Origin of the sequence: Rhodococcus sp. KRD162 (assembly GCF_017168335.1) — a bacterium.
Taxonomy (GTDB): domain Bacteria; phylum Actinomycetota; class Actinomycetes; order Mycobacteriales; family Mycobacteriaceae; genus Rhodococcoides.
Genome location: NZ_JABFAU010000013.1, coordinates 364,098 through 388,491 on the forward strand (window position 1 = coordinate 364,098; position 24,394 = coordinate 388,491).

The window sequence follows — 24,394 nt, forward strand, 5'->3', positions numbered from 1 at the left end:
CCTACCGCTACGCCACGAACGGGACGCTGCGATCGCCGCACAGTGAGCGCGCCTCGACGACCATCGACTGCCACACCTCTTCACTGGCGGTGTGCGCCAGGGTGGCCCGGTCCCACCACATCATGACGGTCCGATACTGCTCGCTCGGGTACGCAGCGGCGGGGATGTCGTGGTCGATCTGCCCACCGGAGCTCTCCCACAGTCGCAGCACGTGATCGGCCGCGCTGGCGAACAGGTACCTGCTTCCGGTCAATTCGATCGTCGGCAGTGCTGTCCGGGCGAGGACGGACGACACCGTGCGCCCAGCGGCTCCTGCATCGACCCAGGCGCTTTTCATTTCCACGATTCCGTGGTGGAGCCGAGACTGCAGCAGCTCGGTGACCATCGGCAGTCCGGGTGAGTCTTTCCACTCGGTCAGGACGTGCGATTGCTCGATCATCGCGTACGGACCCTGAGCTCGAACGCCGCCGAGCATCGTGCCTGCCGCATCGAGAACGACGTAGAACAGGGTTGTCGTGGCACCCGAAGCAACCTCGTCCATGTCGAGCGCAACGGTGACGCCGTGGCGTGAGTAGGACTCCCATGCTCCCGCTACGTAGCGGGACCACAGTTCGGGCGAACCCGACGGCGTCGCAGCAATCAACGTCAGTGCGCCATCTGCGCAGAGCGTCGACCGGTGCCCCCAGTCGAGTGCTCGCCGTTGGGACCGAACAAGGCCTGCCCGCTCCTTCGGTGAGCTCGGCCGAAGGATCGGAGCGCTACGGGTGTAGACCGTGCTGCCTGTGTTGTCGAGCGTCCGCGTCGAGGGCGTGCTGGGGCGGAGGGGGGTCGGCATAGGTGAGCTCCTGGGTGATGCTCGACGCCCTTCTGGGGCCGTCTCGAGCGCGTGGGTGGTTCCTGGACAATCGTCAAACTAATTGTGTTCAGAAAACAACCCTACGGACCAGAAGATCATTCAAAACATACTTTGATTCACTTACTACCCACACTGCTATGAAGGATCACCGAACAAGCGCACCGCCTGACGCCGTGACCTGTTACTTGTCACATGCGCGTGGTGGGTGCACCGTTGATCAACCGCCCTCACTCGACCCGAAACGCCGAGAGCCCCCGAAACGCCGAGAGCCCCCGACACCGCGGGGGCTTCGGGGGCTGTGTGGTACCGATGTCAGACGCTGAGGTCCTCGTCTCTGCGGTTGGCGATACGCGAGGTCGCCACGAAGGAGACACCCGCCAGGATCATCAGGTAGATCGAGATCGACATCGAGGTGCCTGTTCCGTTGAACAGCGCCTCGGAGATGGTCGGCACGAAAGCCCCACCGAGCACGGTGCCGATCGCATAGCCGATGGACGCACCGCTGAAGCGCACTGCTGCGGGGAACATTTCGGCGTAGAGGGCCGGCTGGGGGCCGTACGACAGCCCGAGGCCGACGGCGAAGAGCCCTAGGGCCACGTAGATCCAGTGCAACTCACCGGTATCGACGAGCAGGAAGAACGGTATGGCGCACAACACCATTGCCGCGTTTCCGGCGTTCATGATGGTGGTACGGGAGTGGCGATCGGACAGATGCGCGCCGAGCAGGGTGAAGATGCCCCAGACGACGGCCGCGAACAGACTGGCGACCAAGACGTCGACTCGGGCCAGCCCGTGTTCGCGCGTCGAATACGCCACGATGAAGCCGCCGACGATGATGTAGCCGTTGCCGTTGGTGCCGATGAACGACAGCGCGGCGAGCATGACCTGCTTCTTGTTGGTGCGCCACAGGGACCGGACGGGAGTGTGGTTGCGCTCCTTGCGTTCTGCGAGCTCCTTGAACACCGGCGTCTCTTCGACACGGCGTCTGATGTAGAAGCCGACGAGGATCAGCACGAAGCTGATCAGGAACGGGATGCGCCAGCCCCAGGCCTCGAACTGTTCCTCGCTGAGCAACCCGGTGCACAGCGCCAGCGTTCCGACCGCGATGAGCATGCCGAGCGGAACACCCATTTGGGTTGCCGCACCATAGATTCCGCGCTTCCCCTTGGGAGCGTGCTCGACGGCCATCAATGCCGCGCCACCCCACTCGCCGCCGGTCGAGAAGCCCTGCAGGATTCTCAGCAGGATCAGGATGATCGGGGCCCAGATCCCGATGGTCGCATAGGTGGGTAGCAGTCCCATGCCCACGGTGGCAGCGCCCATGATCGTCAAGGTTGCGATGAGCACCTTCTTGCGCCCGATCTTGTCACCGAAGTAGCCCGCGACGATGGCACCGAGGGGACGGAAGACGAAGCTGATACCGATGGTGACATAGGCGACCAACTGCCCGGACGACCCCATGGGCGCGAAGAACAATTGGGCGAAGATCAGCGACGCTGCCTGCGCGTAGATGAAGAAGTCGTACCACTCGACCGTGGTTCCCACCATGCTGGCCATCGCGGCACGGCGATGCTCGCGCGATACGCCGATGGGCGTCTCGACCTGTGTTGACATCGACTTGTCTCGTTTCGTTCGGGCTTCGGCGCTCAGTGCGCCGAGGGAGATGTTGACAGTGGTGCGGGACAGGGGTCCGACGTTTGAATACTCGGGAGTTTCGACGTCCGAAAAGCCGGAGGAAACGCACCGTCCATTCGGTCGGTAATCACTGTGACCGCCGCCACCGTCTTTGTCAAGGCGTAGACGGTCCGAGCAACGCGGCGAACACACTTCGTCGGAAACTACCGATCGATGCTCTCGAGTTCGTCGTAAACGACGCAGACACATCCAATGGTGCCTCGCCATACTCGAACTCATGACTGCACCGAGGTCGACGCTCGTACTCGACTCACCGATCATGGACGAGCTGACGCGTGCACTGGGCAACGGTGCCGTGGTGACCGACCCGGACGTCCTGGCCGGCTACCGCCGCGACGCCGCGGCCCTGTGCGAGTCGACTCTCCCGCTGGCGGCAGTCCTGCCGACCACGGAGTCGGACGTACGAGCAATGATGAAAATCGCCTCGGCACATCGCATTCCCGTTGTGCCACAGGGTGCATTGACCGGTCTGGCCGGAGCCGCGAATGCCAGTGCCGGAGCCCTGGTCCTCAATACCCGGCGCATGAACAAGATCATCGAGCTCGATCCGGTCGATCGCATCGCCGTCGTACAACCCGGGGTCACCAACAAGGAACTCAAAGACGCCGCCCGCCAGCATGGTCTGACGTACCTTCCCGATCCGTCCAGCTGGGAGACCTCGACCATCGGCGGCAACATCGCAACCAACGCCGGTGGCCTGTGCTGTGTGAAATACGGAGTCACAGCACGATTCGTGCGCGGACTACGCGTCGTACTCGCCGACGGCCGCGCCACCTTCCTCGGTCGACGAACCGTCAAAGGCGTAGCCGGCCTCTCGCTGGCCGAGCTGTTCGTCGGATCCGAGGGCACGCTCGGCATCATCACCGAAGCCACAGTGGGACTCGACTTTCCGGCCGCGACCCCCTTGACGATGGCAGCGACCTTCCCCTCGACGGCCGCAGCAGGAGAGGCAGTGGCCCGGATCCGGGCCGCGGGCATCACCCCGAGCTTGTTCGAGCTGTTGGATCGCACCACAGTTGCCGCGATCGACGCGTACGCGCGCATGGACTTCGGCACCGACGCCGCAGCCGTCCTGATAGCCCAATCCGATGCCGGCCCGGCCGCCGTGCGCGAGCTCGAAGAAATCGCCGCGCACTGCACCGAATCCGGTGCCGTGGACGTAGCAGTCGCCGAGGACGAGATGGAGTCCGAACAACTCGTCCAAGCCCGTCGATTGGCGTACCCGGCACTAGAACGCCTCGGCTCGCCGCTGGTCGACGATGTGTCCGTTCCCATCTCGCATCTCGCCTCGATGATCGACGAGGTGGGGCGGATTGCCGAACGCCTCGGTCTCGTCATCGGTGTCGTCGGTCACGCGGGAGACGGCAACATTCATCCCACCGTGATCGTCGACCCAGCGGATCCGGCCTCGTCGGCGGACGCCGGCCAGGCGTTCGACGAGATCGCAGCCTTCGCCCTCGCACTCGGCGGGACCATCACCGGTGAGCACGGCGTCGGCCTACTCAAACGCGATCTCCTCGAGAGAGAACTCGATTCCGTTGCCGCGGAACTACAACGCGGGATCAAGGAGCTACTGGATCCGCACTACCTGCTCAATCCTGGAAAGATGCTCACCGCGCGGTCCTGAGCCGCAGCGACAACCACACCAGCAACCGGGTGTCCGCATCGTCGAGATCGAGCCCGAACAGCTCCTTGGTACGCCGCAGCCGATAGCGGAAAGTATTGGGGTGCAGATACAGTGACGCAGCGGCAGCGGCGACATTGGATTCGTGCGTCAACAGCGCCAACACCGTTGCGGCGTACTCGGTACCCTCAGACGCATCGCAGGCAAGCAACCGCTCCACCGCAGGCAACGCCAGTGCCACGTCCGAGAGCGCACCGCGGGCCCGCCGCAAGGTGACCGGAACCCGGCTGCATTCGAAAGTCGTTGTCTGCGCGCCATCCTCGATCACGTCGAGTGTCCAGTGTGCGTGACTGCGCGCCGCCGACGGTCTGTCCTGCGGCCCGCCGATCGCACAGGTCACGGACACACCGAAGGCCGCCGACGCCCGTCGTCGAACCTCCTCCGCCTCCGCGGCGAAGGCACGGTCGTCCTCCGATTCCAGCACCAGGAACACTCTGCCGTCCTCGACCAGGCACCCCGAGTCCGTGGCAGTGCCGAACGTGAGTTCCAACAGACCGGCAAGTTGCACCAGAAGTGCCTGCGGCTGTGGCGAATCCACCCTCGCAGCCAGCACCAGGTAGCGAGCGCCGGGCGCAGTGACGACCTCGGGATCGGTCAACAGAGCGCGCACCCGTGGGTTGTCGGCACCGTCCCGATGATGCCGGGCCAGCAACGGAACTGCGGCGGCTGCCGCACGAGTCAACGCCGCCACCGACCGCGGATCGGGTGGGCCGGGGCCGACACCGGACGCGATGCTCCAGATCGAGCCGAGGTAGTCACCGTCCGAGGAAACGGCGATCGCCAGACGCGGCAGCACCCCGGGAATGTCGACCGCATGCACCGTCGAGCTTCGTCGGAAGTCCGGATCGATGTGGTGCACCATGTATTCGGCCGGGACCTGTTTGCCCAGGATGCCGTCGCGTCGCACATCGTCGATCGGCTGTCCAGGAACGGACGAGTACGCCACCACGTAGCCCCGAGGGTCCATCACCGCCACAGCGCCGCCCGCAGCCGTGGCGGTCGCATCCGCCAGAGCCGAGAGGTCCGAGGTCGTCACCGGTTCACCGTACTTCCGCGCGCTGGCCCGCTAACGCGCAATCGTGCGACTATCGCCCCGAAACTCGGCGATCTGCTCGCCCCGGCACGTGATCGACACGTCGTAGATGCCGTTGCGTCCGAACCGGGCGCGCTCGACGGCATCCGCGATCAGCACGTCGCCGGTCTTCGTCGGCCGGAGGTAGCGGATATCGCAGCGTGCCGCCACGGCCGAGTCCTCGTGCGAATTGCATGCCATCGCAAAAGTCGTGTCTGCCAACAGGAAAACGTAACCACCGTGGGTGATGGCGTAACCGTTGACCATGTCCTCGGTCACGACCATCGACATTCTCGCGTGCCCCGGTGACAGCTCGATCAGTTCGATACCGAGCTTGCGCGACGCGGCATCGACCTCGAACATCGCTCGTGCGATCGCCGAATCGGTCATGGCTGCAACACCGATCGCTCGTGCTGGGTGAACATCGTGACGCCGCCGGAGGCGAAGTTACGCAGGTCCTTGCCTGCGGCCTTCATCTCGGGCGAAGCCAATCCGATCTGCAGTGATGCCTCGTCCTCGAAGTACAGGCTGGCGATCGCGTAGTACGGCGGTGATGAGTCGTCGAGTGAGTCGAGAGTGCCCCAGGTGAAATCGATCAGACCGGGCACGGCACGCGCGAGTGGTACGTGCACCTCGGAATAGTGCTGATCGAATGCGGCCGTGTCCTCTGGCAACCCGTAACAGACGGCTACTCGGATACTCATGACGCAGCCTCGGGCTTGGCCACGAGAGTCAACACGTCGTAGGTGGCGACCGGTTCGTCGTTCTGGTTCACAACCACTGCGTCCCAACGCACTTCACCGTAGTCGGCGCTCTGTCTCGGCGTGATCAGCTTCGCGGTCAACGTGACGGTCAGCGAATCCTCGGCCTTGACCGGCGTCAGGAAGCGCAGGCTGTCGACTCCGAAGTTCGCCAGAACAGGGCCCGGTGCCGGGTCGACGAACAGCCCTGCGGCCAGGGAGACCACCAGGTAGCCGTGTGCGACGATGCCGCCGAACAGTGGGTTTGCGGCCGCTGCTTCCGGATCGGTGTGCGCATAGAAGGTGTCGCCGGTGAACTCCGCGAAGTGATCGATATCGGCACGAGTGACCTGCCGCGGCCCACCGACGATGGTGTCGCCGATCTTCAGCTCGCCGAGGTTCTTGCGGAATGGATGGACATCTCCGGTGATGCGCGCGGAGCCCGCCACCCACTTGTTGCCCACGGCCGTCAGTACGTCCGGTGTTCCCTGAACGGCGGTGCGTTGCATGTGATGCAGAACGCCGCGGATGCCACCGAGTTCCTCGCCGCCGCCTGCCCGTCCCGGCCCTCCGTGCACCAGCACGGGAAGGGGCGATCCGTGACCGGTGGATTCCTTGGCGTTCTCGGCGTTGAGCACCAGGATTCGGCCGTGGTACGGCGCGCAGCCCAGGACGATCTCGCGGGCGAGCGCCGAGTCCTTGGTCACCACGGACGCAACCAGTGAACCCTTGCCGCGGGCAACGAGATCGAACAGCTCTGCGGTGTCGTCGTAGCCGATGATGGTGGAGACGGGGCCGAAGGCCTCGATGTCGTGTGGTTCGTTCGCAGCCTTGTCGCCTGCCTTCAGTAGAACCGGTGCCATGAACGCCCCGGCTCTCTGGTCGACCGACTCGGGGTCACCGAAGACCACCGAAGCGGACTTGGTCAGTCCACGAATGGATTTGAGCACCTCGTCGCGTTGCTCGATGCTCGCCAACGCGCCCATCGTGACGCCATCGTCGTTCGGATCACCGACGACGACCTTCTCCAGCTTCGCCGTCAGCGCCTCGATGACCTGCTCCACGGAGTTCTGCGGCACCAGGACGCGTCGGATCGCCGTGCACTTCTGACCCGCCTTGGACGTCATCTCGGTGAAGACGCCTTTGACGAACAGCTCGAACTCCGGGTCGCTCGGTGCCACATCGGAACCCAGGATCGATGCGTTGAGTGAATCCGCCTCCGCAGTGAAATGCACGCCGTCGCCCACCACCGCAGGGTGCGAGCGCAGCATTGCCGCTGTATCGGCCGATCCGGTGAACGCCACCGAGTCCTGGCCCCCGAGATGATCGAGCACATCGCGGGCGCTCCCGCAGATCAGTTGCAGCGAGCCTTCGGGCAACAGTCCCGACTCGATGATCCGGCGGAACACCAACTCGGTCAGATACGCAGTTTGGCTGGCAGGCTTGATGATCGACGGAACTCCGGCGATGAACGCGGGGGCCAGCTTCTCGAGGAAGCCCCACACGGGGAAGTTGAAGGCGTTGATCTGTACGGCGACGCCGCGGCGTGAGGTGTAGATGTGCTGACCGAGGAACGTCCCCTTCTTGCCGAGAGGTTCGATTGCGCCGTCGAGATAGACCGTGTCGTTGGGGAGTTCGCGCCGGGCCTTGCTCGCATAGCTCAACACGGTGCCGAAGCCGCCGTCGATGTCGACGCCGGAATCGCGCGCGGTGGCTCCGGTGTGCCGGGACAGTTGGTAGAACTCCTCTTTGCCTGCCATCAGCGTCAGGCCCACCTGTTTGAGCAGCGCTGCGCGTTCGTGGAACGTCAGTGCGGCAAGCGCCGAACCGCCGACGGTTCTGGCGTAGTCGATCATGCCCGCCACGTCGAGCCCACTGGATGACACCCGGGCGATCTCGCTGCCGTCGACGGCGCTCAGCAGTGGCACTCCGTCGTCGGTCGCGGAGTACCACGTGCCCTGGGCATAGCTCTCCAGAAGTCTGCTCACAACGCCTCCATATCACCGTACGTTCGGTCGGTAATTACCATCGTCGCCGGAGGCCGAGATGTCAAGACTCACTCTTCTAGGTTCGGCGCAGACCGTCGAAGGTCAGCGCAACCACGGCGTCGGCCAATTCCTCGACGGATCCGCCGGTACGCGGGCGATACCACTCGATCAGCGAGTTGACCGTGCCGAAGACCAGCTTGGAGGCCAGTGCCGGATCGACGCCGGGGCGGAGATCGCCTTCCTCGGCTGCAGCCACCACCAGGCCGGTGACGAAGGAATCGAACTCGCGCCTGCGAGCGAGTGCCCGCCGCTCGACGTCGGTGTTGCCCCGCACGCGAAGCAGCAGCGTCACGTAGGGCAGCTCGGCGCACAGGATGTCCACGCTTCGTCGCACCAGGTATTCGAGTCGGTCGATGTATCGCCCGGTCGTGGCCCGATCCTCGGTCGTCACGGCGAACAGCGCATTGAGCGCACGCGAGAGCGCGAGTTCGAGCAGCTCCGACTTGCCGGAGACGTGGTGGTAGATCGAGGACTTGGTGATGCCGAGCCGCTTGGCCAGAACCTCCATGCTGGTGCCGTCGTATCCACGGTCGTTGAAGACCTTGACCGCCACTGCCAAGAGAGAATCCAGGTCGTATCCCGGTCGCCCTGGTTGTCCGGTCTTGCGCGGCGCGCGTGCGGTTGTCATTGCCACATCTTCGCAGTCGACGGCCGAATCCACAGCACCGCGCGCGGCAGGTCTTGCCAAACGACCGAATGTTCGGTTACTAATGACACAACGATACGAAGGAGTCACCAGTGGCCGAAGTATTTCTCGTTGCCGGAGCACGCACCCCGCACGGACGCTACGGCGGAGCCCTGGCGTCAGTACGCCCCGACGATCTCGCCGGGCTCGTCGTCGCCGAAGCCGTCCGGCGAGCAGGTGTTCCCGCCGATCGCATCGACGAGGTGATTCTGGGTGCCGCGAACCAGGCAGGCGAGGACAATCGGGACGTGGCCAGGATGGCCGTCCTGCTCGCGGGACTGCCGAACACGGTGCCCGGCTACACCGTCAACCGCCTGTGCGCGAGCGGACTGACAGCAGTGGCGAACGCTGCCAGCACCATTCGCAGCGGCGAGGCCGAGGTCATCGTCGCCGGCGGCGTCGAATCGATGACCCGAGCGCCCTGGGTCATGGCCAAGCCGGGAACTGCCTGGGCAAAGCCGGGAGAGGTCTTCGATACGGCGCTCGGCTGGCGATTCACCAATCCGAGCTTCGCCTCGCACGACGCAGGGACCGATCCCACGATCACGCTGTCGATGGGCGAAACCGCCGAAGAGGTCGCGTTCAGTGAGGGAATCACCCGAGCGGAATCCGACGCCTTCGCCTTCCGCAGCCAGCAGCGTGCCATCGCCGCTCAGGATGCGGGACGCTTCGCCGACGAGATCGTGCCCGTCAGCACCAAGAACGGCGAGGTCACCGAGGACGAGACTCCGCGACGCGGAACCACACTCGACAAGCTCGGCACCTTGAAGACCGTCTTCCGCAAGGACGGCATCGTCACCGCCGGAACGTCGTCACCGTTCACCGACGGCGCATCGGCGCTGGTGGTGGCCTCGGAGGAAGCCGTGCGCAAGTACGGCCTCGAGGTTCGCGGCCGCATCGTCACCAGCGCGAGCGCCGGCATCGCGCCGCACATCATGGGGCTCGGGCCGGTGCCCTCCACACAGAAGGCGCTCACGCGCGCCGGGTGGTCGGTCGAGGACCTCGGTGCCGTCGAACTCAACGAGGCCTTCGCGGCACAGTCCCTCGGTGTCATCCGCCAGCTGAAACTCGACGAGGACATCGTCAATGCCGACGGCGGTGCCATCGCCCTCGGCCACCCTCTCGGTTCGTCCGGTGCTCGAATTCTGCTGACGCTGCTGGGCCGGATGGAACGTGAGAACGCGTCCCGCGGCCTCGCGACGCTGTGTGTCGGCGTCGGCCAGGGCGTGTCGATGCTGATCGAGGCACCGTGAACACGCTTGTCGTCGAGGAATCGACGGATCGCGTCACCGTGACGTTGGCACGGGAGAAGCAGCGCAATGCCATCGACGCCGAGATGATCGGTGAGCTACACCAGGTGTGCGCGCTCGTCGAGCAGGATCCCAGGATCGTGGTCCTGACCGGGGCGGGAGAGCACTTCGCCGGCGGTGCCGACATCAACCAGTTGCGGGCCCGTACCCGGGAGGACGCACTGCGCGGCATCAACAGAAACCTGTTCGATCGCTTCGCCGCACTGCCCCTGCCCACGATCGCAGCCGTCAGCGGCTACGCCCTCGGCGGCGGAGCCGAACTGTCCTACGCGTGCGATATTCGCATCGCGTCACCCTCGGCGGTGTTCGGCAATCCCGAACCGGGACTGGGCATCATGGCGGCCGCGGGAGCCAGCTACCGGCTGCCGACGCTGGTGGGAGCATCGGTGGCCAAGCAAGTACTGCTCGGTGGCCGAACGCTCGACGCCAACGCAGCTCTGCGCGCGGGTCTGGTGCTCGAGATCGTCGACGAGCCGCTCGCCGCCGCGCATGCCCTCGCGGATCGTATTGCGAGACAGGCCCCCTTGGCGTTGACCCTGACGAAGAAGATTGTCGATGCGCCCGGTTCACACCCCTGGGCCGACGACATCGCCCAGGCCGTGCTGTTCGAGACCGAAGACAAACAACGCCGGATGACGGCATTTCTGGAGAAGAGAAAATGACAGTTCCCTCGAACGCAGGAGTGGAGCCCGCGGAGCGACCCGATCAGGTGGCCGTCGTCGGTGGTGGTCGCATGGGCGCGGGTATCGCGCAGGTCTTCGCGGCCCTCGGTTCCACCGTCGTCATCGCCGAATCGGGCGACCGGCAGGCCGCTCTCGGCCGGGTCTCGACCGGGCGCACGAGCGCGGCAAACTCAGCGAGGACCCCGCTGCGATTCTCGCGCGGGTCTCCACCGTCGCCGGGCCCGCGGAGCTGCCTGCCGAACTGGATCTGATCGTCGAGGCGGTACCCGAGATCCCGTCGCTCAAGGTCGAGGTGCTCGCTCTCGTCGACACGATCGCCGGGCCCGATACCGTCATCGCGTCGAACACGAGCTCGATCTCCATCGCCGAACTCGGTGCAGCACTGAGCGATCCGAGCCGCTTCATCGGCATGCACTTCTTCAACCCGGTACCGGCGTCGACGCTCGTCGAGATCGTGCGCGCCCCGGCCACCTCCGCCGACGTGGTCGAGCGAGTACGGACGTGGGTGTCGCTGCTCGGCAAGAACGAGGTGCTCGTCAACGACTCCCCCGGTTTTGCTACCTCACGCCTCGGAGTCTGCCTCGGTCTCGAAGCCATTCGAATGTTGGAGGAGGGCGTCGCCGACGCCGAATCCATCGACCGAGCCATGGAGCTCGGCTACAAACATCCGATGGGGCCGCTCCGGTCCACCGACCTCGTGGGCTTGGACGTCCGGCTCGCGATCGCCGAACACCTGGCGTCGACCCTCGGCGACAGGTTCACTCCCCCGCAACTGCTGCGAGAGATGGTTGCTCGCGGCGATATCGGACGCAAGTCCGGCCGCGGCTTTCACGATTGGACGAACGCATGACGGTACGGTTCGACATCACCGGCGGCCTTGCGACCATCACCCTCGCGCGCCCCGAGGCTCACAATGCCCTCGACGTCGAGACGAAGCTCGCATTGGCGGAGGCGGTCCAGAGCGCCGCTGCACCGGGTGTGCGCGCGGTACTGATCACCGCAGAGGGCAAGAACTTCTGCGTCGGCCAGGATCTCGGCGAGCACGTCACTGCACTCGAGGCCGACCCGGCCACAGCGATGGATACCGTCGGCGAGCATTACAACCCGGTCATCCGAGGGCTCGCTGCCCTCGAGGTGCCGATCGTTGTCGCCATTCCCGGTGCGTGCGTCGGCGCGGGTCTGGGGATCGCACTCGCCGGAGACATCCGAGTCGCGGGCACCAAGTCCTCCTTCGCGACGGCGTTCACCGGCATCGCCCTGGCCAGCGACTCGGGATTGAGCTACACATTGGTCGAGGCACTGGGATCGAGCCGGGCCGCGGGTCTGATGCTGCTCGGCGATCGGGTTACCGCCGCGCAAGCCCTCGACTGGGGTTTGGTGCACCGCGTCGTCGACGACGCAGACGTGCTCGAGACCGCACACACGCTGGCCGCGTCACTCGCAGCCGGACCGACACAGGCCTACAAGCAGGTCAAGTCGCTGATCGCTCGATCCGGACTGTCCGACGCCTTGGACCGCGAAGCGCAGGCACAGACCGAACTGGGCCAGACGCAGGACCACAAGGCTGCCGTCGACGCGTTCCTGTCCAAAAAGAGAGCCTCCTTCGTCGGCATGTGAGCGGAAGTTCGACCCCTGCTACGAATTTCCGCGCACGTGCGGCGAAGCCGCTCTTGTGCCAGGGGTCACTTCGATGCATACTGGTTACCAACCGATCATTCGGTAATGAAAGTAGGACTTATGACCACGTCAACCACCTTGTCGACCGAGACGCTGCAGGACGAGTTCGACGAGACCGTCGCCCGCGAACAGCGCATCGAGCCGCGAGACTGGATGCCCGAGGGCTACCGCAAGTCGCTCGTTCGCCAGATCGCTCAGCACGCGCACTCCGAGATCATCGGCATGCAACCCGAGGGCAACTGGCTCACCCGTGCACCGTCGTTGCGACGCAAGGCGATCCTGATGGCCAAGGTGCAGGACGAAGCCGGTCACGGCCTCTACCTCTACTCTGCCGCGGAGACACTCGGAGCAGACCGTGCCGACCTGACGGTCAAACTCATCGAGGGCAAGCAGAAGTACTCCTCGATCTTCAACTACCCCACCCTGACGTACGCCGATGTCGGCACCATCGGCTGGCTGGTCGACGGTGCGGCGATCTGCAATCAAGTTCCCTTGTGCCGCAGCAGCTTCGGCCCGTATGCGCGCGCGATGATCCGCGTCTGCAAAGAAGAGTCGTTCCACCAGCGCCAAGGATACGAACTGCTGGCGACCATGATGCGCGGCACCGACGAACAACGTGCCATGGTTCAGGAATCGGTGAACCGGTGGTGGTGGCCGGCTCTGATGATGTTCGGCCCGCCGGACGACGAGTCACCCAACACCGAGCAGTCCATGAAGTGGGGCATCAAGCGGCACACCAACGACGAACTGCGCCAACGCTTCGTCGACATGTCCATCCCGCAGGCGAAGGCGCTGGGCGTCACCTTTCCCGACCCGGACCTGAAGTGGAACGAAGAACGCAAGGCGCATGATTTCGGCGAGCCCGACTGGTCCGAGTTCATGCAGGTGATCAAGGGTAACGGTGCCGCCAACGTCGAACGCATCGCGAACCGTCGAGCAGCCCACGACGGCGGAGCATGGGTCCGCGAGGCCGCGACCGCATTCGCCGCCCGTCAGCAAACACAGAGGAACGCAGCATCATGAGGAGCCAAGAAAAGTACCCGAGCACCGCCGAAGGCGGCCACGGCGCAGTCCCCACCGAGAACGTCCCGGTCGAGCCGAAAAGGGAAGCAGTCAAAGCAGATTGGCCCTTGTACGAGGTATTTCTCAGGGGCAAGCGCGGCCTGAACCATGTACACGTCGGCTCACTCCACGCAGCCGACGACCACATGGCACTGCGGCACGCGCGCGACGTCTACACCCGTCGCAACGAAGGCGTCAGCATCTGGGTCGTCCCGTCCAACACGATCGTCGCATCGTCGCCGTCGGAAAAGGATCCGTTCTTCGCGCCGAGCGGCGACAAGGTCTATCGCCACCCGACGTTCTACGAGATCCCCGACAACGTCCCCCACATGTAAGACCCACTTCCCAGAGGACAAGCACTGATGACTGATCACGACAACGCTTACGAAGGCCTCGTCGACGAGGATTCGCACGGGCAGTGGGCATTCGGGACGAGTTTCGACGACCCGCTCGCAGGTGTGGACACCACCGTCCCCGATGACGTCGACCTCGAAGCCCTTGCCGCGTACTGCCTCATGCTGGGCGACGATGCGCTGATCAGCTCGCAGCGCTTGGCCGAGTGGAGCACGCGCGCGCCGGAACTCGAAGAGGAAGTGGCTCTGGCCAACGTCGGCCTCGACCTGCTCGGGCAGGCACGGCTGCTGCTGGCGCGTGCCGCTGCTGCGGATCGCACGACCGTGCCGTTCGTCTCGGATACCTCGCCCGCACCGTCGGAGGACGCGCTGGCGTTCTTCCGAGACGAGGCAGACTTCCGCAACGTACGGCTCACCGAGCTCGACAACGGCGACTTCGCGAAATCGCAGGTTCGCCTGCTGGTGTTCTCGACGTGGCGTCTGGCCGTGTTCGCTCGTCTGACCGAGTCCCGCGATCCCGTTCTCGCCGCAGTTGCGAACAAGGGTGTCAAAGAGCTGACCTACCACCGTGACTACGCGGCCCGTTGGGTCGTCACCCTCGGTTGCGGCACCGACGAATCGAAGCGACGTGTCCGTGAGGCCGTGTCGCGGATCTGGCCGTACATCGGCGAGCTGTTCCTCCCCACGGACGAGGAGATCGCACTCGCGAAGGTCGGTGTCGCCGTCGATCCGCGCGAAGTCCGCGAAGAATTCGATTCCGTTCTGGCACAGGTATTACACGCCGCAGAACTCGAAGCACCCGAGGGCAGGTCGGTCGGCACGATCGGCGGCCGCGGTGGACGACGCGGCATCCACACCGAAGCATTCGGACCACTGATCGCCGAGATGCAGGTCGTGGCCAGGGCGCATCCGGAGGGAGTCTGGTGACCACACTGCAACGAACGGCACGAGAGATCGCCGCCACCGTGCTCGATCCCGAGATGCCGCTGCTCACCCTCGACGATCTCGGCGTGCTGCGTGACGTCGAAGTCCGCGAGGACGGAAGCGTGCTCGTCACCATCACCCCGACGTACTCGGGTTGCCCGGCGATGGCCACGATGCGCGACGACATCGAGCACAAGCTCATCGACCACGGCTACCCGGACGTCGAGATCGTCACCAGCCTGTCTCCCCCGTGGAGCACCGACTGGATTTCCGAAGACGGCCTACGCAAGCTCCGCGAGACCGGCTATTCCACCCCTGGTCCGGCGCCGTCCCGCGCGTCCGGGCCGGTTCCCCTCACCCTCACCGTCAAGCCGCGGCAGCTCACCTGCCCGCTGTGCGGTTCCACCGATACCCGTCTGACATCCGAATTCGGCGCGACGCTGTGCAAGGCCCAATACCGGTGCGACGATTGCCTCGAGCCCTTCGACCACGTGAAGGAAATCTGATGACCGTCACTGCCGAGCCCGCGCAGAAAAAACTGCGGAACAAGCCCTTTCACACGCTGACGGTCGCAGACGTCGAGTCGCTGTGTGACGACGCCGTGGCCGTCACCTTCGAGGTGCCCGAGGAACTGCGCGCGGAGTTCGACTTCAAGCCCGGCCAATCGCTGATGCTCAGCCGCACCGTCGACGGCGTCGAGCACCGTCGCTCCTACTCCATCTGCGCACCGGTCGGCACGCGCCCTCGTGTGGGTGTCCGGGAAGTATCCGGCGGATTGTTCTCGTCCTGGCTGGTCCACGACGTCAAGGCCGGTGACCGTATCGACGTGCAGGGCCCGACCGGCTCGTTTCACGCCGATCCCACCGAGGCAGGCAGGCACGTCCTGATCGCCGCGGGCTCGGGCATCACCCCGATGCTGTCGATCGCGGCCTCGGTCCTCGCCAACCCGGACGCCGAAGTTGTTCTGCTCTATGGAAATCGGCGGACTCGAACGGTGATGTTCGCCGAGGAGATCGCCGATCTGAAGGACCGATACGGCAGCAGATTGGACGTCATCCATGTGCTGTCCAGGGAGCCTCGCGAGGTCGAACTGTTCAGCGGCAGACTCGACGCCGAACGACTACGCGAGATTCTCGACACCGTCGTCGCGACCCCGGACATCGATCATTTCTGGCTGTGCGGCCCGTTCGGAATGGTCACCGATGCCCAGCAGGTTCTCGGGGACCTGGGCGTGGACAAGGCCAGCATCCACGCGGAGCTGTTCTACGTCGACGACGTACCCCCGCCTCAGGAGAAGCACCGTGAGCCGGGTATCACCGGCCCGAGCAGTGAGGTCACGATCATCCTCGACGGCCGCGAGGTGAAAGGTGCACTACCTCAGGACGAGTCGATCCTCGATTCGGCCGAACAGCTGCGCTCGGATCTGCCGTTCGCATGCAAGGGCGGAGTGTGTGGCACGTGCCGGGCGAAGGTCACCTCCGGCGAGGCCGACATGCGTCGCAATTACGCGCTCGAAGCAAACGAAGTCGACGCCGGCTTCGTGCTCACCTGCCAGACCTTCCCCGTCAGCGACACCGTCACCGTCGACTTCGACGCCTGAGAGATACGAGAGAGCAATCATGACCAGTGTGCTGTCCGCCCCCACAGACACCCCCGACATCGAGTTCGCGTCCCGAGATCGGATCTCCACTCTCCAGTTGCAACGACTGCAGTGGTCTCTGCAGCACGCCTACGACAACGTCGCGCACTACAAGAAGGCCTTCGACGCTGCCGGGGTACATCCGACCGATCTGAAGGACCTGTCGGATCTCGCGAAGTTCCCGTTCACCGCCAAGGCCGATCTGCGCGAGAACTATCCGTTCGGCATGGTCGCAGTTCCGCAGAACCAGGTCTCGCGCATTCACGCGTCCTCGGGCACGACCGGTCGTCCCACCGTCGTCGGCTACACCGCGAACGACATCGGCAATTGGGCGGACCTCGTCGCGCGCAGCCTTCGCGCAGCCGGCGTCAAGCCATCGGACAAGGTGCACGTGGCCTACGGATACGGACTGTTCACCGGCGGACTCGGGGCGCATTACGGCGCGGAACGTCTCGGATGCACGGTCATCCCCATGTCGGGCGGCATGACCGATCGGCAGATCCAGCTGATCGAGGACTTCGAGCCCGACGCCATCATGGTCACTCCGTCCTACATGCTCACGATCGTCGACGCGATGGTCGCCAAGGGCATCGATCCGGCGAAGACCTCACTGCGCACCGGTGTCTTCGGCGCGGAGCCGTGGACCGAGGAGATGCGCAAGGAGATCGAGAAGACCCTCGACATGGACGCCGTCGACATCTACGGCCTGTCCGAGGTGATGGGACCAGGTGTGGCGATGGAATGCGTCGAAACCAAGGACGGGCTCCACATTTGGGAGGATCATTTCTACCCGGAGGTCATCGACCCGGTGACCGGCGAAGTGCTGCCCGATGGTGAGGAGGGTGAGTTGGTGTTCACGTCCCTGTCCAAAGAGGCGATGCCGATCATCCGCTACCGCACCCGCGATCTGACCCGGCTGCTGCCAGGAACCGCCCGCACGATGCGTCGGATGCAGAAGGTCACCGGCCGCACCGACGACATGATCATTCTGCGCGGCGTCAACCTCTTCCCGACGCAGATCGAGGAGCTGATTCTGACCGTCCCCGCTCTGGCACCGCAGTTCCAGTGTGTGCTCGAACGTGCCGGGCGCATGGACTCGATGACGGTCCTGGTCGAAGCCCGCCCCGAGGCGTCACTCGACAGCCATGCACCAGCAGCGGCGACGCTGAAGAAGCTGGTCAAGGATCGCATCGGCGTGTCCGTTGCGGTCGATGTCCTCGCACCGGCTGCGCTGGAGCGTTCCATCGGCAAAGCCCGCAGGCTGATCGACAACCGCCCAGCCGTATGACATGAGCCCGGTGGCACAGAGTTTCGAGCAATGGCGCGAGAACGTCTCGATGGCGTTCGTGCCACTCGACGCTGTGTCCACCGGGCCGTCGTCGTTCGAAGGCACGCTGGTGTCCTCGACGCTGGGGACCCTGCAGCTCAGTGAGGTGACCGGCCGAGAGGTCGACGTCAGGCGCACCCGCGCGACCATCCGGCGATCCGACCCCGGACTGATCAAGGTGGGCCTACAGCTCACGGGCTCCGGCACGCTCGTACAGAACGATCGTGAGGCCGTGTTGAATCCGGGCGACTTCGCCGTGTACGACACGAGCGCACCGTACGAACTGCATTTCTCCGGCGATTTCGAGATGTTCGTCGTGATGTTCCCGCGTCGAGAACTGCGCATCGACGCCCGCGAGTTGACGACCGTGGCGGCGCGGCGCATCGAAGGTGCCCAGGGAGTGGGCGCGTTGGTCTCGCCGTTTCTGCACACCCTGCGCCGTAACGCTCTCGACGGCACTCTGCCCACCACGCCGATGCTCGAGCACGCTGTACTCGACCTCCTCGGTGCCGCGCTCGACGACGCAGCGCCGCACGAGGCTCGAGGCTCGACCCTGCTGATCGAGGCCAAGGCCCTCGTCGAGTCGCACCTGTCCGATCCCTCACTGTCCACGGCGTCTCTCGCTGCGCGCCTGCATATTTCGACGCGCTACCTGCAGAAACTCTTCGAGTCCGACGGTCGCACGGTAGCGGGCTGGATCAGATCCAGGCGATTGGATCGATGCCACCGCGATCTGCGGGACCCCCGCTTCGCCGGCGACAGCATCGGAACCATCTGTGCGCGTCACGGTTTGATCGATTCCTCGAACTTCTCGAAACTGTTCAAGGAGGCGTACGGTGTGCCTCCTCGCGAGTACCGGGCCGGGTGACGGCGGGGACCGCGTACCCCGCCGCCACACCTGTTCGGGCTAGCGTCCCAGGATCAGATCGGAGGCCCGCTCCCCGACCATGATGGACGGTGCGTTGGTGTTTCCCGAGGGCACGGTGGGCATGATCGACGCGTCCGCGACCCGCAGCCCGGCGACGCCGCGTACCCGAAGATCAGCTCCCACAACAGCATCGGCATCCGAGTCCGCCCCCATCTTGCAGGTACCGACCTGGTGGTGATACGTACCGGCGGTCTGCCGAACGTAGGCCCGCAGATCGTCGCGAGTGCGAGCGCTCGGTCCCGGGACCACCTCGGACTTACGCCACGGCGCGAACGCGTCGGAGGCACCGATCTCGCGGCAGATCTCCACGGCGTCGACCATCGCTTCGAGATCGTACGGATCGGCCAGGATGTTCGGGTCCGCCAGCGGTAGCTCGCTCGGGTCCGAGGACGCCAACCGGAGCGTGCCGCGCGAGCGCGGAGCGACGATGCCGGGCGCGATCGTGTAGCCGTTCTCGGGCACCGGGTACCCGTCGGCCGGGTACGGGATGTGCATGAACAGTGGCTGCAGATCGGGGGCTGCGCCGGCCCAGCCGGTGCTGCGGGCGTACAGCTGTGCCTCGAGCAGATTGTTCGTCCCCGCGGGGAGGGGTTCGATCGACTCGTAGATATTGCTGAGCAGCAAGTGGTCGTGCAGATTCTCGCCCACACCTGGCAGGTCGACGACCGTGTCGATTCCGAGTTCAGCCAGGTGCGCCGCTGGCCCGATTCCACTGAGCAGCAATGCCTTCGGAGATCCGAGGGCACCGCCGCACAGAATCACTTCGTGATCGGCGAACGCCCGCTCGAGCACCGAAACGCAGCTGTATTCGATTCCGACCGCGCGTCCGTTCTCGAGCACCACCCGATGCACGAGAGCTCCGGTGGTGACGGTCAGATCGGGGTTGTCCGACACCGGCCCGACGAAGCTCTTCCAGGCACTCATCCGCTCACCGTCGCGGGTGGTGGTGTGGTTGTAGCCTGCACCGACCATCTCGTCGGCATTGAAGTCGTCGATCAGCTTGTGGCCGCGCTCGACGGCCGCATCGACGAAGGCCGCTGCCAGCGGGTGCGGGGTGCCCATGATCGACACCGGCAGCGGCCCGTCGCCGCCGTGGAACTCGTTGGCACCGAGCTCATGGGACTCCGAACGCTTGAACAGCGGCAGGACGTTATCCCAGGCCCATCCGAGATCACCGGTCGCGGACGCCCAGCCGTCGTAATCGCTGGAATGTCCTCGCACGTAGATCATTCCGTTGAGGGACGAGCTGCCTCCGAGTACGCGCCCGCGGGGCCAGAAGATCCGGCGATCGTTGGCATGCTTCTGCGCAGTGGTGAACAATCCCCAGTCCTGCGGCCCGCCCAGCAGTGTCGGCCAGCCCTGAGGTGAGTGAATCGCCGGGTCGGTATCGACGGGACCTGCCTCGAGGACATGGACGGTGTGCCCGGCATCGAGCAGCCGCCGCGTGATGACGCTTCCCGCTGAGCCTGCTCCCACTACGACGTAGTCAGTCGACATGCGCTACCTCTTTCTGTTGTGACCGTTGCCACAACAGTGACCGAATCGGTGGGCACAAACATGTCGCTGCGCGCACACATTCTGGGTCAGATGCGCCCTCGCTCAGTGGCCGAGCCCGGTGGCGGCGCGGAAGACCTCAACACCCCCGACCACGGTCGGCGGCCAGAATCATGCCGTCGGCAATTGCGAGAGCACTTGCGATCGTGAAGTCCGGGTCCACGACGAACACGGTGCCGTTGCGATAGACGATGTCGGCTGTAGTCATTGTTGTCTCCTGGGTAGTGACTTCAGAATACGGCGGGCGCCATCCCGATGATCATGAGAAGGGAACCGGCCGTGGCCCGGCGTCCCGAGCGGCTTCGGTGAAACATGCTGAGAGTCAGACCGATCCATGCGACCAGCAGAACCGGTACGACGAGCCCCGGGTCGAGACCTACCCCGTGGCGATGCACCGCATTCGCGGCACCTGCCTCGGCTGCCGAATGGGTATGGATCGAGGGCACGAGCAACAGCAGGACGGCCATGCAGGTCAGGTCGACGACGCACGGACCGGACCGACGCGGCGGAGACCGCAGCGAATTCTCGCCGGTCACATACAGAGCCGCGACGACGAGCGCGACACTCGCCGGAATCGCGAAGGCCGCATCCATGCCGAATACCACCATGGCGGCCATGACGATGGCCATGCACAGGTGAGCCCACCGAACCCGCCCACCGTGGTCGCGACGTCCGAGCAGTGGCAGGACAGCACCCACTGCACCGAGCGCCATCAGTACCGTCATGACCACCGGTATCAGCCCGTCGGCTCGAGATCGCGGCGGCTGTCGACGGTTCTGCGTCCGGTCACCTTCGCTATTGCGGTACCTCCGGCGAAGAACGCCACGACAACGATCAACAGCAGGGCGGCGAGCACTCCGGAACCGCCGATGAGCAGCGTGAAGTTGTCCAGCACGAGGGCGAGGACCGCCACCAGTCCGACGGTTCCCAGCGCCGGGGCAACCACGGTGTGCCAGGTGCGCTTGTCCACGTTCGATCGACGGAAGAACGCGATGATCGCACCGCCGGTCAGGATCATCAGAACCAGGATGCTCACGGTGGCCAGTCCGGACATCCAGGTGAACAGCTGCAACACCGGGTCCGCTCCTGCTACTGCGAAGATCACGAGAACCACTGCTGCCGAGACGGTCTGGAACAGCGATCCCATGTGCGGGGAGCCGTGCCTGGAGTGGGTTCGCGCCAACATCGACGGGGCGACGCCTTTGCGGGCGAGTGCGAACACGTACCGACCGATTGCGTTGTGGAACGCGAGCAGGGCGGCGAACAGACTGGTGACCAACATGATTTCCATGATGTCCGCCGACATCGGGCCCAAGTACTGGGCGGCAGCGGCAAAGGTCAATCCCGCTGTGTCGTCGGCGGCCGCCTGCGCGACGGAGGCGCTGCCGAAGGCGAGCACCACGGCCCAGCTCGACACCGCGTACACCAGCCCGATGGTCACGACTGCGGCGTATGTTGCGATCGGCACGGTTCGCGTGGGGTTGCGCGCTTCCTCACCGTAGATCGCAGTGGCTTCGAATCCGATGAACGATGCGATGGCGAACATCAGGGCTATTCCGGGTGATCCGCTGAAGAAGGCCGAGGGAGTGAACGATTCGACGTCGATACCGGCAGCGCCGCCCTTGGCGAACACCGCGATCGACAGGATCACGATGATGCCGATCTCGAGCACCAGCAGCACGCCGAGCACCTTGGCACCGAGATCGATGCTGCGGTAGCCGAGCAGCGCCACGATCGCGACGAGGCCGAGCGCCCACAGCCACCACGGCAGATCGGGCCCACCGTATTTCACGACCAGGCTGTCGACGGTCGATGCGGCGAGGCCGTAGATGCCGGCCTGAATGGCGGTGTAGGTCAACAGTGCCAGACCCGCGGCACCGAGGCCCATCGTTGTGCCCAGCCCTTTCTCCACGTAGGCGTAGAACGCGCCGGTGTCGACCATGTGGCGGCTCATGGCCGCGTAGCCCACGCTGAAGATCAGCAGGACGATGGCCGCGACGATGTAGGCGAGCGGAGCGCCCGCTCCGTTGCCGGTCGCGATCATGACCGGCAGGGCTCCGCCGATGGCGGTCAGCGGCGCCGCAGCGGCGATGACCAGAAACACGATGCCGACGACTCCGATGGATCCACGTAGAGCACCGGCCTTTGCCTTCGATCGGTCAGCGGACATCGGTCTCACCGCTCTCGCAGCTCGAGGAGGCGCAGTGGGTCGACGTCGTCCTGGGTACATCGAGGGTCGGGTTGCGGTCGAAGAATCCTGCAGGCTTGAGCTTGAATCCGGTGTAGTCCACCGGCATTATCGGCCAGTCCTCCGGTCGAGGGAAGTGGGTGAGCCCGAAAGTGTGCCAGAGCACGATGTCCTCGTCGACGAGGCTGCGGTCCGAGGCGACGAATGCCGGCAGCCCGGCTCCGCCATGATGCTGATTCACGAAATCGCCTGCGGCATAGCGTTCGTTCCGGTCGAACTGCGTCACCCAGAGATGCTTGGTGGCGAACGTTGCTCGGCGGGCGATCGACGAGTTGTCGTCCGCCAACAGCAGCGGCTGACCTTCGGGGTGCAGCGTGTATCCGACGGGATTTCCGAGCCGACTCATCGAGGTCGGGTTGGTGACGTGCCAGACGCGGCCGACCGTACCGTCCGCGACACGCTGCGCCTCGGATTCGGTGGTGAGCGGGGTGTGTTGCAGCGCAAAGGCATTGCCGTGCAGATTGTCCGGCCCCATCGGCACTCGGCGGGTCTCGATCTCCTCGACCGAGTTGCCGCGGCCGTCGAGCATCATGTCCAGTCGTGCACTGAACAGATGTTGGTGGCACGGAGCCCCGAGGCCGGGGGCGATCTCCGTCGCGTAGGGGTAGTCGCCGCCAGGATGTCCCGAGGTGAAGACGATTCCTGTTGCCTTGACCTCGAATTCGATGGTGCCGTCGAGGTACAGGTACCAGAAGAAGCCGTAATCGTAGTTGCCGATGGTGGTGAAGAAGGAGATCACGAGGCGACGCTGGCGTCGGGTCTCGGACGAGCCCGACCACAGGTCCGTGTGCTTCCACAGCACTCCGAAGTCCTCTTCGTGCATGCACACGGCGTTGCGCAGAGTTTTCGGGTTGCCGAATTCGTCGGCGATCACGGCGTCGAAATAGGTGATGTCTCCGACGCAGTCGCATCCGAGTTCGAGTGCATTGGCGTACCGTCCCACCAGATATTCACCGGTGTCGAAGTAGTTCTGCCAGGACCGTACCGGTGACGGGTCTCCGTAGGGGACCACCATTTCGGCGATCGAGGCGCGGTGGATGATCGGCCGAGTCCTACCGTTGTCCTCGAACCCGATCTGGTGCAACACCAGGCCCTCACGCACATCGAAACCGACTCGGAACGACCATTTCTCCCAGTCGACGTGATTGCCTCGAACGGTGAAGCTCGGTCCGTCGGGTTGGGTGATCTCGATTGCCTTCTGTGTGGTGCGCAGCGGACCGGTGACGGACAAATCGTCGAAGTTGCCCGACTCTTCCGGGATGGGAACCACCCCCAGGTCCACCACCTTGTCCACCGTTCGGTTCATCACGTCCACGAAGGCGACCAGCCCGTCGATGGGATGGGCCCACGCGTGATCGGTCGGGTAGTCCTGCCGAAAGGCCAGGCCGCGCAGGATGCGTCGGCCGTGCTCACCCGGGTAGTCGAACACGCCTGCCGACAGGGGTGCCACGCGAACATCGGCCACGTCCAGTCCGCGGGCGGCCAAGGCGGCGAGCCAGTCCGGGTCGGTGGAGAGCACATTTTCGACGAGCTCGAATTCCTCGTCCAGCACCGGCATCTGGCCGTCACGGACCGCGTCGAGGCGGGTGGAGCCGATCACCTGACGGTCGTCGATGGACACTCGCAGGTCGACGGCATCGGGTGTCGAGATGTCGTGCAGCAGTACTCGGAACGTACGTCGGGTGCTCGGTTCGGCGACGTACAGCTCGGCCTTGTCCGGTTCTTCCAGTCCGACGTAGACGAATCTGGTTGTGGTGGTGACGAGTCCGGCGGCGTCGACGATCTCGCGAACCTGAGCGATCTCGTCTTCGGTGGGCAGCGACAAGGCGTGGTCGATTGCGTGGGGCGTGAGGGTTGGCATGGGCGTTCCTCGGATCGGGTGTTGGTTCTACGAATGTTGAATAACGAA

Annotated in this window: 23 protein-coding genes and 1 pseudogene; 12 read left to right on the top strand and 12 right to left on the bottom strand. The window is 64.9% G+C overall.

Annotation, left to right across the window (positions count from 1 at the left end; all coding sequences use genetic code 11):
- Nucleotides 1-7: 7 nt before the first annotated feature.
- Nucleotides 8-835 carry a hypothetical protein gene (locus J1M87_RS18830; protein WP_241257128.1) on the bottom strand — a complete coding sequence of 276 codons (828 nt, stop codon included), beginning with the start codon at nucleotides 833-835 and terminating at the stop codon, nucleotides 8-10.
- 333 nt (nucleotides 836-1,168) lie between these two features.
- A complete protein-coding gene (locus tag J1M87_RS18835; RefSeq protein ID WP_206491091.1) occupies nucleotides 1,169-2,470 on the bottom strand; it encodes an MFS transporter in 1,302 nt (433 codons plus the stop codon).
- A 298-nt stretch (nucleotides 2,471-2,768) separates the two neighbouring features.
- Here J1M87_RS18835 and J1M87_RS18840 point away from each other — a divergent pair, with 298 nt between their 5' ends.
- On the top strand, nucleotides 2,769-4,178 hold the full coding sequence (locus J1M87_RS18840) for an FAD-binding oxidoreductase (RefSeq protein WP_206491093.1): 1,410 nt from the start codon (nucleotides 2,769-2,771) through the stop codon (nucleotides 4,176-4,178).
- Here J1M87_RS18840 and J1M87_RS18845 read toward each other — a convergent pair.
- The 5 genes from J1M87_RS18845 to J1M87_RS18865 form a co-directional block, all read right to left on the bottom strand.
- Nucleotides 4,162-5,271, bottom strand: a complete 1,110-nt coding sequence (locus J1M87_RS18845; protein WP_206491095.1) for a CdaR family transcriptional regulator — start codon at nucleotides 5,269-5,271, stop codon at nucleotides 4,162-4,164. The two genes, J1M87_RS18840 and J1M87_RS18845, sit on opposite strands and share 17 nt — an antisense overlap.
- Nucleotides 5,272-5,301: 30 nt before the next feature.
- Nucleotides 5,302-5,697: a hydroxyphenylacetyl-CoA thioesterase PaaI gene (gene paaI, locus J1M87_RS18850; protein ID WP_206491097.1), complete on the bottom strand. Its 396-nt coding sequence runs from the start codon at nucleotides 5,695-5,697 to the stop codon at nucleotides 5,302-5,304.
- On the bottom strand, nucleotides 5,694-6,011 hold the full coding sequence (locus J1M87_RS18855; protein ID WP_206491099.1) for an EthD family reductase: 318 nt from the start codon (nucleotides 6,009-6,011) through the stop codon (nucleotides 5,694-5,696). Before J1M87_RS18855 ends, paaI begins: the two co-directional genes overlap by 4 nt.
- Nucleotides 6,008-8,035 (bottom strand): phenylacetic acid degradation bifunctional protein PaaZ, encoded by a 2,028-nt coding sequence (gene paaZ / locus J1M87_RS18860; protein ID WP_206491100.1) that lies wholly within the window; start codon nucleotides 8,033-8,035, stop codon nucleotides 6,008-6,010. The genes J1M87_RS18855 and paaZ overlap by 4 nt, the downstream gene beginning before the upstream one ends.
- A 76-nt stretch (nucleotides 8,036-8,111) precedes the next feature.
- Nucleotides 8,112-8,723 (bottom strand): TetR/AcrR family transcriptional regulator, encoded by a 612-nt coding sequence (locus J1M87_RS18865; RefSeq protein WP_032380646.1) that lies wholly within the window; start codon nucleotides 8,721-8,723, stop codon nucleotides 8,112-8,114.
- A gap of 110 nt (nucleotides 8,724-8,833) precedes the next feature.
- Here J1M87_RS18865 and J1M87_RS18870 point away from each other — a divergent pair, with 110 nt between their 5' ends.
- The 11 genes and pseudogenes from J1M87_RS18870 (at nucleotide 8,834) to J1M87_RS18920 (ending at nucleotide 18,623) form a co-directional block, all read left to right on the top strand.
- Nucleotides 8,834-10,033 (top strand): thiolase family protein, encoded by a 1,200-nt coding sequence (locus J1M87_RS18870; protein WP_206491101.1) that lies wholly within the window; start codon nucleotides 8,834-8,836, stop codon nucleotides 10,031-10,033.
- Nucleotides 10,030-10,752 (top strand): enoyl-CoA hydratase/isomerase family protein, encoded by a 723-nt coding sequence (locus tag J1M87_RS18875; RefSeq protein WP_206491102.1) that lies wholly within the window; start codon nucleotides 10,030-10,032, stop codon nucleotides 10,750-10,752. Before J1M87_RS18870 ends, J1M87_RS18875 begins: the two co-directional genes overlap by 4 nt.
- Nucleotides 10,749-11,623 (top strand): annotated as a pseudogene (locus tag J1M87_RS18880) (3-hydroxyacyl-CoA dehydrogenase family protein). Before J1M87_RS18875 ends, J1M87_RS18880 begins: the two are co-directional and overlap by 4 nt.
- Nucleotides 11,620-12,390: an enoyl-CoA hydratase-related protein gene (locus tag J1M87_RS18885; RefSeq protein ID WP_206491103.1), complete on the top strand. Its 771-nt coding sequence runs from the start codon at nucleotides 11,620-11,622 to the stop codon at nucleotides 12,388-12,390. The pseudogene J1M87_RS18880 and the gene J1M87_RS18885 overlap by 4 nt, the downstream one beginning before the upstream one ends.
- Before the next feature lie 120 nt (nucleotides 12,391-12,510).
- Nucleotides 12,511-13,473: a 1,2-phenylacetyl-CoA epoxidase subunit PaaA gene (gene paaA / locus J1M87_RS18890; RefSeq protein ID WP_206491104.1), complete on the top strand. Its 963-nt coding sequence runs from the start codon at nucleotides 12,511-12,513 to the stop codon at nucleotides 13,471-13,473.
- Nucleotides 13,470-13,847 carry a 1,2-phenylacetyl-CoA epoxidase subunit PaaB gene (paaB, locus tag J1M87_RS18895; protein WP_206491105.1) on the top strand — a complete coding sequence of 126 codons (378 nt, stop codon included), beginning with the start codon at nucleotides 13,470-13,472 and terminating at the stop codon, nucleotides 13,845-13,847. The genes paaA and paaB overlap by 4 nt, the downstream gene beginning before the upstream one ends.
- Nucleotides 13,848-13,874: 27 nt before the next feature.
- A complete protein-coding gene (gene paaC, locus J1M87_RS18900; RefSeq protein ID WP_206491106.1) occupies nucleotides 13,875-14,792 on the top strand; it encodes a 1,2-phenylacetyl-CoA epoxidase subunit PaaC in 918 nt (305 codons plus the stop codon).
- Nucleotides 14,786-15,295 carry a 1,2-phenylacetyl-CoA epoxidase subunit PaaD gene (gene paaD, locus J1M87_RS18905; protein ID WP_206491429.1) on the top strand — a complete coding sequence of 170 codons (510 nt, stop codon included), beginning with the start codon at nucleotides 14,786-14,788 and terminating at the stop codon, nucleotides 15,293-15,295. The genes paaC and paaD overlap by 7 nt, the downstream gene beginning before the upstream one ends.
- Nucleotides 15,295-16,389 (top strand): 1,2-phenylacetyl-CoA epoxidase subunit PaaE, encoded by a 1,095-nt coding sequence (paaE, locus tag J1M87_RS18910; protein ID WP_206491107.1) that lies wholly within the window; start codon nucleotides 15,295-15,297, stop codon nucleotides 16,387-16,389. The genes paaD and paaE overlap by 1 nt, the downstream gene beginning before the upstream one ends.
- Before the next feature lie 19 nt (nucleotides 16,390-16,408).
- On the top strand, nucleotides 16,409-17,716 hold the full coding sequence (gene paaK, locus J1M87_RS18915) for a phenylacetate--CoA ligase PaaK (RefSeq protein ID WP_206491108.1): 1,308 nt from the start codon (nucleotides 16,409-16,411) through the stop codon (nucleotides 17,714-17,716).
- Between the two features lies 1 nt (nucleotide 17,717).
- Nucleotides 17,718-18,623: a helix-turn-helix domain-containing protein gene (locus J1M87_RS18920; RefSeq protein ID WP_206491109.1), complete on the top strand. Its 906-nt coding sequence runs from the start codon at nucleotides 17,718-17,720 to the stop codon at nucleotides 18,621-18,623.
- Between the two features lie 39 nt (nucleotides 18,624-18,662).
- Here J1M87_RS18920 and J1M87_RS18925 read toward each other — a convergent pair whose 3' ends face one another.
- From J1M87_RS18925 to J1M87_RS18940, 5 genes are all read right to left on the bottom strand, one after another.
- On the bottom strand, nucleotides 18,663-20,180 hold the full coding sequence (locus J1M87_RS18925) for a GMC family oxidoreductase (RefSeq protein WP_206491110.1): 1,518 nt from the start codon (nucleotides 20,178-20,180) through the stop codon (nucleotides 18,663-18,665).
- A gap of 136 nt (nucleotides 20,181-20,316) precedes the next feature.
- On the bottom strand, nucleotides 20,317-20,445 hold the full coding sequence (locus J1M87_RS29070) for a hypothetical protein (protein ID WP_274610986.1): 129 nt from the start codon (nucleotides 20,443-20,445) through the stop codon (nucleotides 20,317-20,319).
- A 22-nt stretch (nucleotides 20,446-20,467) separates the two neighbouring features.
- Nucleotides 20,468-20,962 carry a hypothetical protein gene (locus J1M87_RS18930; RefSeq protein WP_206491111.1) on the bottom strand — a complete coding sequence of 165 codons (495 nt, stop codon included), beginning with the start codon at nucleotides 20,960-20,962 and terminating at the stop codon, nucleotides 20,468-20,470.
- 11 nt (nucleotides 20,963-20,973) lie between these two features.
- A complete protein-coding gene (locus J1M87_RS18935; protein WP_206491112.1) occupies nucleotides 20,974-22,407 on the bottom strand; it encodes an APC family permease in 1,434 nt (477 codons plus the stop codon).
- Nucleotides 22,397-24,346, bottom strand: a complete 1,950-nt coding sequence (locus tag J1M87_RS18940; protein ID WP_206491113.1) for a primary-amine oxidase — start codon at nucleotides 24,344-24,346, stop codon at nucleotides 22,397-22,399. The genes J1M87_RS18935 and J1M87_RS18940 overlap by 11 nt, the downstream gene beginning before the upstream one ends.
- Between the last annotated feature and the right edge of the window lie 48 nt (nucleotides 24,347-24,394).

What these genes read in the sequence shown, in the direction of transcription:
- J1M87_RS18920 (WP_206491109.1), top strand. Translation starts at nt 17,718, where the DNA reads ATGAGCCCGGTGGCACAGAGTTTCGAGCAATGGCGCGAGAACGTCTCG.
- J1M87_RS29070 (WP_274610986.1), bottom strand. Translation starts at nt 20,445, where the DNA reads ATGACTACAGCCGACATCGTCTATCGCAACGGCACCGTGTTCGTCGTG.
- J1M87_RS18885 (WP_206491103.1), top strand. Translation starts at nt 11,620, where the DNA reads ATGACGGTACGGTTCGACATCACCGGCGGCCTTGCGACCATCACCCTC.
- J1M87_RS18855 (WP_206491099.1), bottom strand. Translation starts at nt 6,011, where the DNA reads ATGAGTATCCGAGTAGCCGTCTGTTACGGGTTGCCAGAGGACACGGCC.
- paaI (WP_206491097.1), bottom strand. Translation starts at nt 5,697, where the DNA reads ATGACCGATTCGGCGATCGCACGAGCGATGTTCGAGGTCGATGCCGCG.
- J1M87_RS18940 (WP_206491113.1), bottom strand. Translation starts at nt 24,346, where the DNA reads ATGCCAACCCTCACGCCCCACGCAATCGACCACGCCTTGTCGCTGCCC.
- J1M87_RS18840 (WP_206491093.1), top strand. Translation starts at nt 2,769, where the DNA reads ATGACTGCACCGAGGTCGACGCTCGTACTCGACTCACCGATCATGGAC.
- paaE (WP_206491107.1), top strand. Translation starts at nt 15,295, where the DNA reads ATGACCGTCACTGCCGAGCCCGCGCAGAAAAAACTGCGGAACAAGCCC.
- J1M87_RS18830 (WP_241257128.1), bottom strand. Translation starts at nt 835, where the DNA reads ATGCCGACCCCCCTCCGCCCCAGCACGCCCTCGACGCGGACGCTCGAC.
- J1M87_RS18835 (WP_206491091.1), bottom strand. Translation starts at nt 2,470, where the DNA reads ATGTCAACACAGGTCGAGACGCCCATCGGCGTATCGCGCGAGCATCGC.
- paaK (WP_206491108.1), top strand. Translation starts at nt 16,409, where the DNA reads ATGACCAGTGTGCTGTCCGCCCCCACAGACACCCCCGACATCGAGTTC.
- J1M87_RS18925 (WP_206491110.1), bottom strand. Translation starts at nt 20,180, where the DNA reads ATGTCGACTGACTACGTCGTAGTGGGAGCAGGCTCAGCGGGAAGCGTC.
- paaB (WP_206491105.1), top strand. Translation starts at nt 13,470, where the DNA reads ATGAGGAGCCAAGAAAAGTACCCGAGCACCGCCGAAGGCGGCCACGGC.
- paaC (WP_206491106.1), top strand. Translation starts at nt 13,875, where the DNA reads ATGACTGATCACGACAACGCTTACGAAGGCCTCGTCGACGAGGATTCG.
- J1M87_RS18865 (WP_032380646.1), bottom strand. Translation starts at nt 8,723, where the DNA reads ATGACAACCGCACGCGCGCCGCGCAAGACCGGACAACCAGGGCGACCG.
- J1M87_RS18930 (WP_206491111.1), bottom strand. Translation starts at nt 20,962, where the DNA reads ATGACGGTACTGATGGCGCTCGGTGCAGTGGGTGCTGTCCTGCCACTG.
- J1M87_RS18935 (WP_206491112.1), bottom strand. Translation starts at nt 22,407, where the DNA reads ATGTCCGCTGACCGATCGAAGGCAAAGGCCGGTGCTCTACGTGGATCC.
- paaA (WP_206491104.1), top strand. Translation starts at nt 12,511, where the DNA reads ATGACCACGTCAACCACCTTGTCGACCGAGACGCTGCAGGACGAGTTC.